General features: G+C 47.6%; 15 protein-coding genes. All 15 read right to left on the reverse strand.

Annotated features, from left to right (window positions below):
* Nucleotides 1-67: 67 nt before the first annotated feature.
* Nucleotides 68-4360, reverse strand: a complete 4293-nt coding sequence (locus KNO87_RS04260) for a PolC-type DNA polymerase III (protein WP_214794045.1) — start codon at nt 4358-4360, stop codon at nt 68-70.
* A gap of 70 nt (nt 4361-4430) precedes the next feature.
* On the reverse strand, nt 4431-6131 hold the full coding sequence (locus KNO87_RS04265; protein WP_214794048.1) for a proline--tRNA ligase: 1701 nt from the start codon (nt 6129-6131) through the stop codon (nt 4431-4433).
* Nucleotides 6132-6163: 32 nt separating this feature from the next.
* Nucleotides 6164-7414: an RIP metalloprotease RseP gene (gene rseP, locus KNO87_RS04270; RefSeq protein ID WP_214788740.1), complete on the reverse strand. Its 1251-nt coding sequence runs from the start codon at nt 7412-7414 to the stop codon at nt 6164-6166.
* Between the two features lie 3 nt (nt 7415-7417).
* On the reverse strand, nt 7418-8575 hold the full coding sequence (dxr, locus tag KNO87_RS04275; RefSeq protein ID WP_214794051.1) for a 1-deoxy-D-xylulose-5-phosphate reductoisomerase: 1158 nt from the start codon (nt 8573-8575) through the stop codon (nt 7418-7420).
* Nucleotides 8576-8589: 14 nt separating this feature from the next.
* Nucleotides 8590-9387 carry a phosphatidate cytidylyltransferase gene (locus tag KNO87_RS04280; protein ID WP_214794054.1) on the reverse strand — a complete coding sequence of 266 codons (798 nt, stop codon included), beginning with the start codon at nt 9385-9387 and terminating at the stop codon, nt 8590-8592.
* Between the two features lies 1 nt (nt 9388).
* Nucleotides 9389-10126 (reverse strand): undecaprenyl pyrophosphate synthase, encoded by a 738-nt coding sequence (locus KNO87_RS04285; RefSeq protein ID WP_214788748.1) that lies wholly within the window; start codon nt 10124-10126, stop codon nt 9389-9391.
* An 84-nt stretch (nt 10127-10210) separates the two neighbouring features.
* The gene (gene frr, locus KNO87_RS04290; RefSeq protein ID WP_214788751.1) at nt 10211-10771 is read right to left on the reverse strand and encodes a ribosome recycling factor; all 561 of its coding nucleotides are present in this window, start codon (nt 10769-10771) and stop codon (nt 10211-10213) included.
* Nucleotides 10768-11493, reverse strand: a complete 726-nt coding sequence (gene pyrH, locus KNO87_RS04295; RefSeq protein ID WP_214740153.1) for a UMP kinase — start codon at nt 11491-11493, stop codon at nt 10768-10770. Before pyrH ends, frr begins: the two co-directional genes overlap by 4 nt.
* Nucleotides 11494-11603: 110 nt before the next feature.
* Nucleotides 11604-12485, reverse strand: coding sequence for a translation elongation factor Ts (gene tsf / locus KNO87_RS04300; protein ID WP_074034676.1), 882 nt, complete (start codon nt 12483-12485; stop codon nt 11604-11606).
* A 117-nt stretch (nt 12486-12602) separates the two neighbouring features.
* The gene (gene rpsB / locus KNO87_RS04305; protein WP_015881415.1) at nt 12603-13343 is read right to left on the reverse strand and encodes a 30S ribosomal protein S2; all 741 of its coding nucleotides are present in this window, start codon (nt 13341-13343) and stop codon (nt 12603-12605) included.
* A gap of 152 nt (nt 13344-13495) precedes the next feature.
* Nucleotides 13496-13885: a hypothetical protein gene (locus tag KNO87_RS04310; protein WP_214794057.1), complete on the reverse strand. Its 390-nt coding sequence runs from the start codon at nt 13883-13885 to the stop codon at nt 13496-13498.
* 12 nt (nt 13886-13897) lie between these two features.
* A complete protein-coding gene (locus KNO87_RS04315; RefSeq protein WP_214788760.1) occupies nt 13898-14668 on the reverse strand; it encodes a FliA/WhiG family RNA polymerase sigma factor in 771 nt (256 codons plus the stop codon).
* A 12-nt stretch (nt 14669-14680) separates the two neighbouring features.
* A complete protein-coding gene (locus KNO87_RS04320; protein WP_214794060.1) occupies nt 14681-15166 on the reverse strand; it encodes a chemotaxis protein CheD in 486 nt (161 codons plus the stop codon).
* Entirely contained in the window at nt 15159-15758 is a 600-nt protein-coding gene (locus KNO87_RS04325) for a chemotaxis protein CheC (RefSeq protein ID WP_214788766.1), read from the reverse strand. The genes KNO87_RS04320 and KNO87_RS04325 overlap by 8 nt, the downstream gene beginning before the upstream one ends.
* Entirely contained in the window at nt 15748-16179 is a 432-nt protein-coding gene (locus tag KNO87_RS04330; RefSeq protein WP_074034681.1) for a chemotaxis protein CheW, read from the reverse strand. Before KNO87_RS04330 ends, KNO87_RS04325 begins: the two co-directional genes overlap by 11 nt.
* Between the last annotated feature and the right edge of the window lie 5 nt (nt 16180-16184).

The following is a 16184-nucleotide window of genomic DNA, read 5'->3' on the forward strand; positions in this document are numbered from 1 at the left end:
TCCTTTCCGTCGTAGTATCCAACTTTGTTCGATACCAATATATCATATTTTCCCGACAAATCGCAACTTACACCCCAAAATCAAAGAATGAGAGTTGGTTCTCATCAGGCAAGCCTTCAAGACATTTCATCGTATCAAGTGTCTCAATGACTGTTTTCGACAGCTTCGCTCGTTTACGCAAATCTTCTTTCGAGAGGAACTGTCCTTCTTCTCTCGCCTCGACAATGGCTTTTGCCGCATTCGTCCCGAGCCCATCGACCGCATTGAAAGGAGGAATCAACGTATTGTCCTCAATCAAGAACTCGGTCGCGCTCGAACGATACAAGTCGATATTTTGGAACTTCATGCCCCGCTCAAGCATCTCGAGCGCAAGTTCGAGTACCGTGTGCAATCCTTTATCTTTCGCGGTTGCATCGAACCCTTTCTCACGGATATCCGACATCGCTTTGCGGACGGCTTGAGGACCTTTGATCATCGCAGACAAGTCAAAGTCTCCAGCGCGAACGGTAAAGTAAGTCGCATAGTACAGGATTGGGTGATGCACTTTGAAATATGCGATTCGGACGGCCATCAAGACGTACGCCGTCGCGTGCGCTTTCGGGAACATGTATTTGATTTTCTTACAAGATGAGATATACCATTCCGGCACATCGTTCTCCCGCATCTCCGACTCCATCTCATCCGTGAGACCCTTCCCTTTACGAACGGACTCCATGATTTTGAAAGCGAAGGATGGTTCGAGCCCTGCATAGATCAGATAAACCATGATGTCATCACGACAACCGATGACATCTTTCAGTTCGCATGTTCCGTTATAAATCAATTCGTTCGCATTCCCGAGCCAAACGTCCGTCCCGTGAGACAGACCTGAAATTTGAACAAGTTCTGAGAAGGTGGACGGTTTCGTCTCTTCTAACATCTGACGAACAAACTTCGTCCCGAACTCAGGAATCCCGAGTGTACCGGTCTTCGACTCAATCTGTTCTGGCGTCACCCCGAGTACTTCTGGAGACGAGAAGATTTTCATAACCGTCGGATCATCTGTAGGAATCGTCTTCGGATCAATCCCTGACAAGTCTTGTAACATCCGGATGACGGTCGGGTCATCGTGTCCGAGAATATCGAGCTTTAGCAAGTTGTCATGGATCGAATGGAAGTCAAAGTGTGTCGTCTTCCATTCTGACGAGTTGTCATCCGCCGGATACTGAATCGGCGAGATGTCCGCGATGTCCATGTAGTCCGGGACGACGATAATCCCACCCGGGTGCTGCCCCGTCGTCCGTTTCACGCCAGTGACCCCAGAGACGAGCCGATCGACTTCTGCGTTTCGGTAAATCTTGTCGTTCTCGGTCGCATAACCTTTCACATATCCGTATGCCGTCTTATCCGCGATTGTTCCAATTGTTCCAGCACGATACACATACTCTTCGCCGAACAATACTTTTGTATAGGCGTGGGCATGCGGTTGGTATTCACCCGAGAAGTTCAAATCGATATCCGGTACTTTGTCTCCTTTGAATCCAAGGAACGTTTCGAACGGAATATCATGTCCATCTTTTTTGTACCACGTACCACATTCCGGACATTCTTTATCCGGTAAGTCATATCCCGAACCGACCGAACCGTCGTTGAAGAAGTGTGAATGCTGACAGTTTGGACAAACATAGTGTGGTGGCAACGGGTTAACTTCAGTGATTTCCGTCATCGTGGCGACGAGACTAGACCCGACCGACCCACGCGAACCGACCAAGTAACCGTCATCCAACGACTTTTTAACGAGTTTATGTGAAATCAAGTAAATGACCGCGAATCCGTGACCGATAATCGACTTCAATTCTTTTTCTAGACGTGCTTCAACGATTTCAGGCAACTCGTCACCATAAATCGAACGAGCCATGTCGTAGCTCATATTCCGAACCTCATCATCCGCCCCTTCAATCTTCGGCGTATACAAGTCATCCGGGATGATTTGAATCGATTCGATTTGATCGGCGATCGCGTTCGGGTTCGTGATGACGATTTCACGTGCCAAGTCTTCACCTAAAAACTTGAACTCTTCCATCATTTCTTTCGTCGTCCGGAAATGGGCGTGTGGCAACTCTTTACGTGTATTAATAAAGTTCGCTCCACCTTGGGTACGAATCAAAATCTCACGATACGACCGGTCAGACCGGTCCAAATAGTGCACATTTCCCGTTGCACATACCGGTAACTCGGCCTTCTCGGCGACGCGAATGATTCGCTTAATGATTTCTCGGAGCTCCATCTCGTTTGCGACAATCTCTTTATCAATCAAATGGTGATAAAGCGCAGGTGGATGGATTTCGATAAAGTCGTAAAATGACATCATCTTCTCGAGTTCATCATCCGACTTGTTCAAAGCAGCGTCAAAGATCTCACCATTGTCACAAGCTGAACCAATCAATAGTCCCTCACGACGTTTCACGAGTTCTGAACGTGGCATGCGTGCCATTCGATATAAATAATCGATATGGGAGAGTGAGATGAGTTCGTATAGGTGACGAAGCCCCGGTTTTTTGTTTTTCGCATAAATCGTCGCATGGAACGGACGAATTTTCGACACGTCACTCCCAACTTTTGCGTTCAACGAACGGTGCGTCGTCATCTCAAACATCTGTTTGGCGAGGTCGAGTAGCTTCATCAACAAATAGGCTGTCGCCTCGGCGTCATAAATCGCACGGTGATGTTGGGTCAATTCGATATCGAATCGCTTCGCGAGTGTATTCAGTCGGTGATTTTTCAGTGTCGGCATCAACGTACGAGCTAGTTCGAGTGTATCAATGACCGGGTAATCATCCGGTTCATGTCCTCCGCTCCGGAGTGTCGCCTCGAGGAAGCCCATATCGAATGATGCGTTATGGGCGACGAGAATACTGTCACCACACCATTCGACGAACTGTTTCGTGATGACTTCCGGGTCAGGCTGTCCTTGAACCATATCATCCGTGATTCCAGTCAATTCGATCGTCGTCGCCGACAACGCGTGTTTCGGGTCAGCGAACGCCTCGAAGCGATCGATGATTTCCCCGTCCTTGATTTTGACACCGGCAAGCTCGATGATTTTATTGTAGACGGCAGAAAGTCCGGTCGTCTCGACGTCAAAGACAACGTATGTCGCATCGTCTAACGACACATCACTCGCATGATAGGCGACAGGGACGCCATCGTTGACGACGTTTGCCTCGACTCCGTATAGCACTTTGATGTCATTTTTCTTCCCGGCATAATACGCTTCCGGGAACGCTTGGACACCAGCGTGGTCAGTGATGGCAATCGCACGGTGCCCCCACTTCGCAGCACGTGCAACGAGCGCGGACACGTTCGTAACCGCGTCCATTTGACTCATCTGCGTATGGGCATGGAGTTCGACCCGCTTCTCACCTTCCCACTCATCTCGAGGCGGCTCGACTTTTACTTCTTGGAGTTGTGACGCCATCATGCATAGTTCACGCATGAACGAATCATCCTCGACCCGTCCTGCGGTTTGAATCCACATGCCTTTTTTGACGGCACTGAGCATCCGGTCGTCATCATCATCGCGCGCAAATACTTTCACGATGAGCGAATCCGTATAGTCCGTCATTTTGAAGGTGAATAGCTTTTTCCCACTCTTCAGTTCCTTCCGCTCCGCAGAGAAGACGAGACCACGAATCGCGACGCGGCGTTCTTCTTCGATAATCGTCTTGATTGGGACGATTTCATCTTTGATGAGTGCACCCATCCGAATTTCTGTGATTGGTTCATCGTTCGTTTCCGTCGCTTTGGCGAACTGTGCCGCAAGCGCCATCTTTGCCTGCTCGATGTCCTCTTGAACGACTTGTTCACGTAAAGCTTGACTAGCCTCCGCATCTTCAGAGAAATGTGCCTGACACGGTTTTTTCGTGAAGCCATAAGCGCTATAGAGCGCTTGGACCTCTTGACAGAGTTCTTTGTCCACATAGCTTGCCTCAGGTCCGGACCGCACCGGGATCAACAGTTTGTTTTGTTCAAATCGTGGTGACACCGATCCGAAGTAGCTTCGCATCGCACCGGACACTTGGCTCAATTCGCTGACGATGCGTGGCCAGTAATCGATATAGTCCTGCTCACTTCCACCTTTTGCTGTCGTGAACCGAGCATACACTTCATCTGCGAACGTCGCGTAACGATTTTCTAACCGACTCATGAACAATTGATGTACGTTGTACGGTAAGACTGTTGGAAATGTAAAATAAAACGTCCACGTTCGTCGTTTTTTATTGACGACGAGTCGTGAGAGCTCTGCTTGGTCGAATAGGTCTGTCTCTGTCGTGATGCCAAGATCACTCAACAATAATTGCATTTTTTGATTTGCTTCCACGGGTCCGTCTTTCCCCCTTTATGCCAATTCGACAAATGAAGGTGACCGCTTACGCTGTCACCTTCATCCATTAATGAACTTCGCTAAATTTTGAAGTGATGACTTCGTTCAATTCATCGATTGACGTTTCAATCACTTCACCTGTTGCCCGAACTTTTACTTCAACGATTCCTTCGCCAGCTTTCTTTCCGACGTTGACGCGAATCGGAAGGCCAATCAAGTCCGCATCGGCGAATTTGACGCCCGCGCGCTCTTTTCGGTCATCGAACAAGACATCGTACGTTTGACCGAGTTCTTCATAAAGACGGTTTGCAAGTTCAACTTGCGTCTCGTCTTTTGCGTTAATGGCAATCAAATGAAGATCGAACGGCGCCACGTTTCGTGGCCAGATGATTCCACGGTCGTCATGATGTTGCTCCACGATTGCTGAGAGCGTCCGTGATACACCGATTCCGTAGCAACCCATGATGAGTGGTTCAGCGCGACCTTCTTCGTTCAGGAATGTCGCCCCCATTGCTTCTGAATAACGTGTCCCGAGTTTGAAGACTTGTCCGACTTCAATTCCGCGTGCGAAACGGACTGGACCCGATTCGTCAGGTGCCAAGTCGCCTTCCACGACAAAACGTAAATCATGATACGTCATCTCTGCGAGGTCACGTTCGGCATTCACACCTGTGAAGTGCGTGTTTGCTTCATTCGCTCCACAAACCGCATCTACAAGATACTTGACCGCATAGTCGGCAACGACTTTAACCGGCGCATGGATTGGTCCAAGCGTACCTGGCGCACAATTGAATAGCTCAACAATTTTCGCTTCGTCTTCAAGTTGAATATCGAGTCCACCGAGTGCGTTTTTCACTTTGACTTCATTTGCTTCATGGTCGCCACGGACGATTGCCATCACTGTCTCTCCATCAACATTGAATAGGACAGATTTAATCGTCGTCTTCGGATCGACGTTCAGGAATTTCGCTACGTCTTCAATCGTACGATTTTCTTCCGTGTCCACTTTTTCGAGTGGACGTACGTCAGCTTGTTGCATCTCATAACGATCGAGTGTTTCTGCCATTTCAATGTTTGCTGCATAGTTCGACGAATCTGTATAGACAATCGTGTCTTCACCGATATCAGCAAGCGCTTGGAATTCATGCGTGTCTTTCCCGCCGATTGCACCTGAGTCTGCGACGACCGGACGATATTTGAGACCGGTACGATCAAAGATACGTGAGTACGCGTTATACATGTTTGTATACTCTTCATCTAAATCTTCTTGCGTCGCGTGGAATGAGTATGCATCTTTCATCAAGAACTCACGTCCGCGAAGTAAACCGAAGCGCGGACGACGTTCATCACGATACTTCGTTTGAATCTGATACAGGTTCATTGGGAGTTTTTTATACGAGTTCAGTTCGTCTCGTACGATGGACGTGATTAATTCTTCATGCGTCGCACCGAGGGCGAAGCGGCGGTCATGACGGTCAGTCAATCGCATCAACTCCGGACCATAGATGCCCCAACGTCCTGTCTCTTCCCAAAGTTCTGCCGGTTGGATGGCAGGCATCAATAATTCTTGCGCACCGGCACGATTCATCTCTTCACGGATGATCGTTTGAATGTTGTGTAACACGCGATGTCCGAGTGGAAGATAGGAATAGATTCCAGCCGCATTTTGACGAATGAATCCTCCACGGACGAGAAGTTGATGACTGACAGCTTCCGCGTCAGCCGGTACTTCTCTCAAGGTAGGCATGAGCAATCTAGATTGTTTCATACAGTTCAACGTTTCCCTTCTCTACAAACAGCTTATTTAAAGAATGATTGAATGTCGTTCCAGGTGACAATCAACATTAAAATCATCAATAATGCGAATCCGATAAAGTGAACGAATCCTTCTTTTTTCGGATCGATTGGACGCCCGCGCACCGCTTCGAATAGGAGGAAAATCAATCGTCCTCCATCTAATGCAGGAAGCGGGAGCAAGTTGAAGATAGCTAGGTTGACGGAAAGAAGTGCTGTCCAGTTCAACAGCATGATCAAACCGCTCGCTGCCACTTCATCTGTCATACGTACGATTCCGACAGGTCCTGCCAATTGATCGACACCGACTTGACCCGTCACCAAATCACCGACGGCTGAGAAGATGAGCGTGGACATCGTCCACGTCGTCTCGGCACCTGTCGTCACAGCTTTAACTGGTGAACGTTCCAACGCGTTCGTGACACCAAGAATCCCGACCGTTTCGCCGTTTTGTTCAACCGCCTGTGGTGTGACTGTGACCGTCGCTTCCTCACCATCACGGACGTATGTGACGTCTGTTGGCGTGTCAGCACGATCCGCCAATGCGGTACGTAAGTCGAGCCAATCTGTGATTGGTTCCCCTTCAATCGATACGATTTCATCCCCACTCATCAAACCTGCCTCATCGGCGGCCGAATCAGGTTGAACGGTACCAATTTGACCATCGTTCGTCGGCGTTCCTTGAACGAGGCCGACGATGATGAGCAAGATAAACGCCAAGACAAAGTTCATCGCTGGACCGGCTGCAATCGCCAAGACACGCTTCCATACCGATTGGGCACCGAACGTGCGGTCATACGGTGCGATTTGAATTTCCATCCCTTGGTCGACAAGAAGTGTATCCCGTTCTAACGAATAGACACGTACCTCCTCATCGATGAGGAGCTGTACTTTCAACTCATGTGTCGCGTCAAATTTATCAACGGTACCGACAACTTGAACATCCGTAGCGGTGTCCGGCTGAAAATAGACACGATCGACAGTGCCTTGTTCGGTTAAACGAAGTCCGACATGTTGACCTGCACGTACTTCAATCGGCTCAAAATCTTCCCCGGCCATTTTGACATAGCCACCGATTGGTAAGAGACGAATGGTATAGAGCGTTTCATTTTTACGGAATGAAACAATTTTTGGACCGAATCCGATTGCAAACTCGTGACAGAGAATGCCTGCCCGTTTCGCCATGACGAGGTGTCCCCATTCGTGTACCGAAATGAGAACTCCAAACATCAGAACGATGGCGATAAAAGTCGTCATGATTTATTCCCCACCTTCAATTCCTTGCTGAATCTGTTGACGTACTGCTCGGTCGACTTCTAGAATTTGCGATAGCGTCGGTTCGGCAATCACTTCATGTTGAGCCATTGCTTCTTCAACGAGTCGTTCAATTTCTAAGAACGTGATGTGACCGTTCAAGAACAAGTCCACTGCCATCTCATTGGCCGCATTCAGGACGGTTGGCATGGAACCGCCAATTCTTCCTGCTTCAAACGCTAACCGGAGAGCCGGGTAACGATTGAAATCTGCCTCTTGAAAATGTAGCTTTCCGATTTCTTTCAAGTTTAACCGCTTATTCCCCTCAATTTCAAGCCGCTTCGGTTCTGAGAGCGCATAAAGAATCGGGCCCCGCATATCCGGGTTTCCAAGCTGTGCCATCACAGCCGCATCTTTAAATTCAACCATCGAATGGATGATCGATTCACGATGCAAGATGACTTCAATATCATTATAGTCGATATCGAACAGCCAGTGTGCCTCGATCACCTCAAGACCTTTATTGAACATCGTCGCGGAGTCGATCGTAATCTTCGCCCCCATCGACCAGTTCGGATGATTCAATGCATCTTCAACCGTCACGTCAGCTAATTCTTCTCGTGAACGATCACGGAAACTTCCGCCAGACGCCGTTAAAATGATTTTTGAAACATCTTCTCTACGTTCTCCATTCAAACATTGGTAGATGGCAGAATGCTCGCTATCGACCGGTAAAAGTTTAACCCCATGTTCTTTCACAGCAGCTTTGACGAGATGTCCTGCCGTAACGAGTGTTTCTTTGTTGGCGAGCGCAATATCTTTCCCTGCTTGAATGGCAGCAAGCGTCGGCTCGAGGCCAACCGCTCCCACTACCGCCGTCACGACGATATCAGCTCGTTCTGCAGTCGCGCACTCTTTGAGCCCTTCAGGACCAATGAAGTATAAAGGTTCATATGTAAGGCGTGGTTTCAGTTGTTCGAGTACCTCGATACTTGTCGCCGAAACATATTTAGGTCTAAGTCGATTAATCCATTCCGTGGCGACATCGACGTTCGTGCCGAATGCATATGCCTCAAGTTCAAACAGATCGGGGTGCTGTTCGATGACGTCACATGTCTGCACGCCAATCGAACCTGTCGCCCCAATTAAGCTAATTCGCTTCATCTCGACACTCCTTCTCATAGCAGATTAAACACCCAAATAACAGTAAAGACCGCAATCATACTATCAAATCGATCTAAGATTCCTCCGTGACCAGGTAATAGATGACCAGAGTCTTTAACTCCGAACTGGCGTTTATACGCGGATTGCACCAAATCACCGAGCTGTCCGACGACGGCTACGACGATGGCTAAAATGATGACTTCCAATATCGGTAGAATCGGATCGATCCACACGAAAACGACCCCGAGGACAACGGCAGATACGATCCCACCAATTGCTCCTTCAATCGTCTTATTCGGACTGATGGATGGCCAAAGTTTTGCTTTCCCGAACGCCTTCCCCGTGAAATAAGCCCCTGAATCCGTCGCCCAAATCATAAACAAGATGAGCAACACTTTTGATAAACCGTCTTCAGACAGTCGTACTAGTGCGAAGCTCGAGAAACCGACGACCAAGTAGACAGCGGATACGAAGTAGAACCCGGCATCTTCATAGGTGAATCGATTTTTTGTGACAACCGTCCAAAACAGTAATAAAACTAGCCCTAGCACGAGCCACTGTTCGATTGTGAATGGCATTTCACCTGTAACGATTTGTGTCTCCAGCAATAATAAAACGAAAGGAAAGGCGACAAGAAGTGATGTCACTAAAAATGGGAATGCCAGCAGCTTGTGTTTTCGCATCAACGTAAACTCGCTCAAGCCAATGAGAGCGAGAATCCCCATTAATGAAACAAAGGCGTTACCACCGAGCGCGATCACGGTAATAAAGATTGCTCCTGCCCAAAGTCCTGTAATAATTCGTGTCTTCATGTTACACCCCACCAAAACGACGCGTGCGCGCGTTGTAAGATTCAATCGCTTCTACAAAATGCTCACGCTTAAATTCCGGCCACAATACTTCCGTGAAATGGAGTTCAGCATATGCGCTTTGCCACAATAAAAAGTTTGAAAGTCGTTGTTCACCGCTTGTGCGAATGATGAGGTCCACATCTTGAACGTGGGTCATGAGTCGTTCACCGATTAACTGGTCATCCACAGCGTCTGGTATAAGCATACCAGATTGTACATCTTCGGCAATGCTACGCATCGCTTGGACGAGTTCATCCCGACCACCATAGTTGAGCGCGAAGACGAGTTTCAATCCCGTGTTTGTAGCGGTGCGTTCTCTCGCCTGATCGACAGCCTCACGCGTCTCGCGAGGTAGTTTTGTCGTATCACCAGCGACAAGCACCTGAACGTTTTGTTCATGAAGCTCTTTCAAATCGGTCTCTAAAAACTGCTTTGGCAATTTCATTAAAAACGAGACTTCCTCTTCCGGACGAGTCCAGTTTTCCGTTGAGAACGCGTAAAGCGTCAGTGATTGAATCCCGAGTTCTTGCGCTGTCCGAACGGCTTCGCGGATTGACTTCATCCCTTCTCGGTGACCCATGATGCGAGGGAGACCACGTTTTTTGGCCCAACGTCCATTTCCATCCATGATGATGGCTACGTGCTCAGGAACACTTAACTCCGCCTCGACTTTTGTTTTAGGATTCACCCATTTAAACATTCTGTTATCCTCCTGATTGTATGAAAGAAGGACCCTCTCAGAAAAAGGGTCCCCACACAGCTTTTTGGTATACCACTTCCGTGATTACACTTCCATGATTTCTTTTTCTTTCGTTGCTGCAGATTCATCAATCTTCTTGATATACGAATCCGTCAACGTTTGAACGTCATCTGCATATCCGCGGAGATCGTCTTCTGTTAACTCGCCATCTTTCTCGAGTTTTTTCAAGTTTTCGTTTGCGTCACGGCGAACGTTACGAACAGCGACTTTCGCTTCTTCCGCATATTTCTTCGTGATTTTAACCAATTCTTTACGACGCTCTTCCGTCAAAGCAGGAATCGCCAAACGGATGACTGTTCCGTCAGAAGATGGAGACAATCCGAGGTCTGCCTTTTGAATCGCTTTTTCCACTTCTGAAACCATTGATTTATCCCACGGTTGAATCAAGAGCAAACGCGCTTCCGGTGTATTGATGTTTGCCACTTGATTAAGTGGTGTCGGAACGCCATAGTAATCAACTTGAACAGGATCCAAAATCGATGCGCTGGCGCGGCCAGTGCGAAGCGTACCAAAATCACGTTTAAGTGATGTGTGCGCTTTTTCCATTTTTTCTTCAGCTGTTTTCAATACTTCTTTGACACTCATGAATTGACTCCTCCTACTACCGTCCCGATATGTTCTCCGAGTACGACACGTTTAATGTTACCTTCTTCAAGCAATGAGAATACAATCAATGGAATGTGATTGTCCATACAGAGCGAGGTTGCCGTTGAGTCCATGACTTGAAGTCCGTCTTTTAGGACATCAAGGTAAGACAACGTATCATATTTCACTGCAGTGGCATCCAATTTTGGATCGGCAGAATAGACGCCGTCGACATTGTTTTTACCCATTAAAATAACATCGGCTTCGATTTCAGCAGCGCGAAGTGCAGCTGTCGTATCCGTTGAGAAGTATGGGTTCCCTGTCCCTGCTGCAAAGATGACGACGCGACCTTTTTCAAGATGACGCATCGCACGGCGACGAATGTATGGTTCAGCAACTTGTCGCATTTCAATTGATGTCTGGACGCGCGTTTGGACACCGTACGTTTCAAGGCTATCTTGAAGAGCAAGTGAATTTAAGACGGTCGCGAGCATTCCCATATAGTCTGCGTTTGCCCGATCCATTCCAAGTTCACTACCCGTCTTTCCACGCCAAATGTTTCCGGCACCTACAACAACGGCCACTTCTACACCCATCTCGATCAATTCTTTAATCTGATTTGAGATTGAGTTTACAATGTTAGGGTCAATCCCATAACCTTGATCTCCAGCGAGCGCTTCTCCACTCAATTTTAACACAATTCGTTTATATTTCGGTTCCATAACTTTGCCTCCTCTTGCTTGAAAAAAGGGAACACGCTCCCTTAACGAACTAACTCAAGGTTATACAGACGTGTTCCCAATTTTGGTTGCATCATATGCGATGACGCAGATTATTTTTTAAGTTGGTTCATAACTTCTTCAGCAAAGTTCTCTTCACGTTTCTCCATACCTTCTCCTACTTCGAAGCGTACGAACGAGTTGACTTTCCCGCCTTTAGATTCTACGTACTTCCCAACTTTGAAGTCGCCGTCTTTTACGAACGTTTGGTCTACGAGGCAGATTTCCTCGAAGTACTTGTTCATGCGACCAGCAATCATTTTCTCAACGATGTTAGCAGGCTTGCCTTCGTTAAGAGCTTGCTCAGTCAAGACTTTCTTCTCACGGTCGATTTCTTCAGCTGATACTTCGTCGCGTGTCGCGTAAAGTGGACGTGCTGCTGCAACGTGCATCGCTACGTCTTTTGCAACTGTTTCGTCAGATGTGCCGTCGATTACAACGACAGAACCGATGCGACCACCCATGTGGAGGTACGTACCGAATACAGCATCGTCAGCTTTTTCAAGAACAGCTACACGGCGGAGTGAAATTTTCTCTCCGATTGTAGAAGCTTCTTCTTGGATGTACGTTTCAAGCGTTTTGCCTGCTTCGTAGTCAGCTGCGAGTGCTGCTTCTGCAGTTGTTGCGCCTGAAGCGAGTACTGCTTTCGCTACGTTGTTTACGAGTGTTTGGAACTTCTCGTTCTTCGCAACGAAGTCTGTTTCTGAGTTGATTTCGACGAGCACAGCTTTGTTGCCTTCAACTGCTACTGCTGTCAAACCTTCAGCGGCGATACGATCACCTTTTGCTGCTGCTTTAGCGATTCCTTTTTCGCGAAGGAAGTCGATTGCTGCTTGCATGTCACCGTCTGTTTCAACGAGTGCTTTTTTGCAATCGAGCATTCCTGCTCCTGTTTTTTCACGAAGTTCTTTTACCATTGCTGCTGTAACTGCCATCGGAAATTCCTCCTTGTAAAACTAACGAATTTTAAGAAAAAGCACGAGGCTTTTTGAATACTTGTCCTAAAAAAAGGTGATAAAAGGCTTTCCCTTTATCACCTATTGTCTCACTGATTACTCAGCTTCTGTAGCTTCAGCTTCTGTCGCTACAGCTTCTTCAGCAACTTCTTCTTCACCTTGCTTCGCTTCGATAATAGCATCAGCCATTTTCGAAGTGAGCAATTTAACTGCACGAATTGCATCGTCGTTCGCTGGGATGACGTAGTCGATTTCATCTGGGTCACAGTTTGTGTCGACAATCGCAACGATTGGGATGTTCAATTTGTGAGCTTCCGCGATTGCGATACGCTCTTTACGTGGGTCAACGATGAAGAGGGCGTCAGGCACTCCAGGCATATCCTTGATTCCGCCGAGGAACTTCTCAAGACGAGTCATTTCTTTTTTCAAGATGATGACTTCTTTCTTAGGAAGTACTTCGAACGTGCCGTCTTCTTCCATTTTTTCGAGTTGCTTCAAGCGGTTAATACGCTTTTTGATTGTTGAGAAGTTAGTGAGTGTTCCACCCAACCAACGTTCGTTAATGAAGAACATACCAGAACGGATTGCTTCTTCTTTGATTGTATCTTGAGCTTGTTTTTTCGTACCTACGAAGAGGACGTTTCCGCCTTCTGCCGCGAGTTCACGAACAAAGTTGTAAGCTTCGTCTACTTTTTTGACCGTTTTTTGAAGGTCGATGATGTAGATCCCGTTACGCTCTGTGAAGATGTATTTCGCCATTTTTGGGTTCCAACGGCGTGTTTGGTGACCGAAGTGTACACCAGCTTCAAGCAATTGCTTCATTGAAATTACTGCCATGATAAATTTCCTCCTTGTGGTTTAAAAAAGTCCTCCGCCTCGTTCATTGTTGTATTCCGACCTTTCGGCACCGAGGAATACCATCCCGAGACGTGTGTGATGTGTTTAACACCGAGAACTACTATAGCATATGTCACGAAATCCGGCAACTCTCACTTTTTGCGAAGTTTCGCATATAGCGCGAGTTCACCTTCCCCTTTTCCAAGAATGCGGGCAGCATCTCGGACCGAGTGCCGCAATAACACATCATCTACGTCAATTGACGGTTTTGACTTGTCTTCATCTAAGTCGTTTGACACGACATCCGCTTTTGTTTCAACAGGTACGGACACATCCACCTGATGAACGTCCGCTTTACGCTCTACGGGTTCTTTCGTGACAAGATCATTCATCGACTCCATGAACGAGAGAAGCAACGTCTCCGTCTCCTGTTTCTCTCGTTCGAGTCGCTCAACCCGTTCTTGTAACGCCTGGACTTGACGGTACCCGAATAAAAAACCGTAAGCAACCAAACAAGCCGTGATCACATATACAATATACACTTGTTCATCTCCTTACGATGTCTTTTCTTCTAAATACGACCGTCCGAGTGCCTGCTTTAACGTCTTCAACGCTTTTGAATGGATTTGAGAAATGCGAGAGGTGGACAGTTCGAGCACTTCACCGATTTCGGTCAATGTCAGTTCATCAAAATAGAATAGCGATACGACGAGCCGCTCTTTTTCGGACAAATGGTCGACTTCTGTCGCGAGCACATCAATTAACTCTTGTTGCAGTAGGGTATCTTCCGGTTTTTCAGAGTCTGGGTCGAAATACGTGACAGACATCACTTTGCCTTCTTCTTGTAACGTCACAGCCTCATCAATCGACAGCATATTGGCAAAATACCCTTCTGCCATCGTCCGTTCAATTTCAGAAACAGGAAGGTCACAGGCGACTGCTAGCTCATGCTTCGTCGGGGCGCGATGTAACGATTGTTCAAGTTGTTCTGCCACGTGGTCGATTTTTTTTACTTTCTCCCGAACCGAACGAGGCAACCAATCTACTTTTCGCAACCCATCGATGATGGCTCCCCGAATCCGAAAGGCAGCGTACGTATCAAATTTATTGTTATGCTCTGGATCATATTTCATAAGGGCATCGTACAATCCCATGTAACCCAAACTTTTCAATTCGTCGCGTTCGACGCTTTTTGGAAGCGTCACGATCATCCGTTGTACGTGGTAGTGGATGAGAAACTCGTAATGTGCTAGTAGTTCGTTTGCTGTATCCATATCACGGTCCGTATTCCAGCGATCCCACAACTGTGTAAGATGAGTCGTCATGTCGATCCCCCCTTATAGTTCTTTCGTGCCTACGCTCACCGTCCGAATCGATAAAATCGAAGTCGCTACATCGAATTCGATCGTTCGTCCGTTATGTCCGCCACAATCTTCGGCCACGAGCGGAATCCGATGAACTTTTAATGCTTGGCGAATCGCCTCGGCGTTCCGTTCTCCGATCCGCATCGCTTCATTCTCATATTTAAATTGAAACATTTGAGCGCCGCCTGCCATTTTGGCTTGTAACCGCGTCGCTCCTTCTCGTTTAAGAGAACGGACGAGCGTGTCGATGGCTGTGTCTGCATATTTTCCTACTTCAATCGTTTGATTCTTCCGAGCAATGGTCGAGTCGGGTAACATGACATGCGCCATTGCCGCCAATTGGAGACGAGTGTCATATAAAATGACTCCAACACACGACCCGAGTCCAGCTGTACGAAGGCGATTCGGTGCTGTCGTTTGTTTCCATTCGGCGATGCCGATTTTTAATACGTCAGCCATTGCCGAGCAACCGTTCTTGAATACGTTTGAGCGAACCATGTGTCGGTAGGAACAACACATGCCCAGCGCTTACTTTTTGATCAATCATAAATGTCGTGTCGATGTACAATGCGGCATCTTCTTCAGGTTGAACCGATGTCACGACAAACTCGACGATTGACCCAGCCATATCGATTGCCGTTGCCGGCACTTGAATCATGATTGGTGTCTGTAGCCAGTCACCAAGTGCCCGGGCATAAGCACCGCTCATAATATTCCCGACTTCTTCCCAAGCCGATATCCCTAGCTCATCAGTTGATTGGAACGAGAATGGCATCCCAATGAGTGTCGATACCATCTGTTCGGCGTCCTCGACGGCAAACAAAATGAGAATCATGCCGCGTATCTCACCGTCTAACTCGAGTAGCACCGAAGCGACATGTCGCTCCGGACCACCCACTCGATCAGGCAAATACGAGATTGGCTCCATCTCAGCCGAGGAGACCGTGATATTCACCGGTTTGGCTAACATGGCGGATAATGCAGTAGCCGCATGACCAGACCCTATATTTCCCAGTTCCTTTAACAAGTCTTGCTCAAACTCACTCAGCATACTGTTCCTCAAACAACGCATTCGCATCGAGAAGTGAGAAGAGTTTGTCTTCTCCTTTAGCGATGGCTGTCAAGTGTGCTGAAATCATGTCGCGACTCGATTCAGGAATCGGTTCAATCCGCACTTCATCACTTTCAACCACTTCGTTTGCGCGGTCGACGATGAAGCCCGCATCCCCTTGATTCAATGATGCGATTAAAATACGCGTCTCATCCGTCGGTTCGATTTCTTCATAACCGAGGCGCAAACGAAGGTCGATGACCGGTGTGACGACACCCCGAAGATTGATGACCCCTTTCACGTGTGACGGGGCGTTCGGGACGCGTGTGATCGGCTGAAGTCGCTCGATTGAACGGACCGATTGTACATCGATTCCGTACGTATTTTCTTCAAGTGAAAAGACTACCCATTTCTGTTCCATCTATA

The organism is Exiguobacterium sp. s34 (assembly GCF_018617435.1).
Taxonomy (GTDB): domain Bacteria; phylum Bacillota; class Bacilli; order Exiguobacteriales; family Exiguobacteriaceae; genus Exiguobacterium; species Exiguobacterium aestuarii.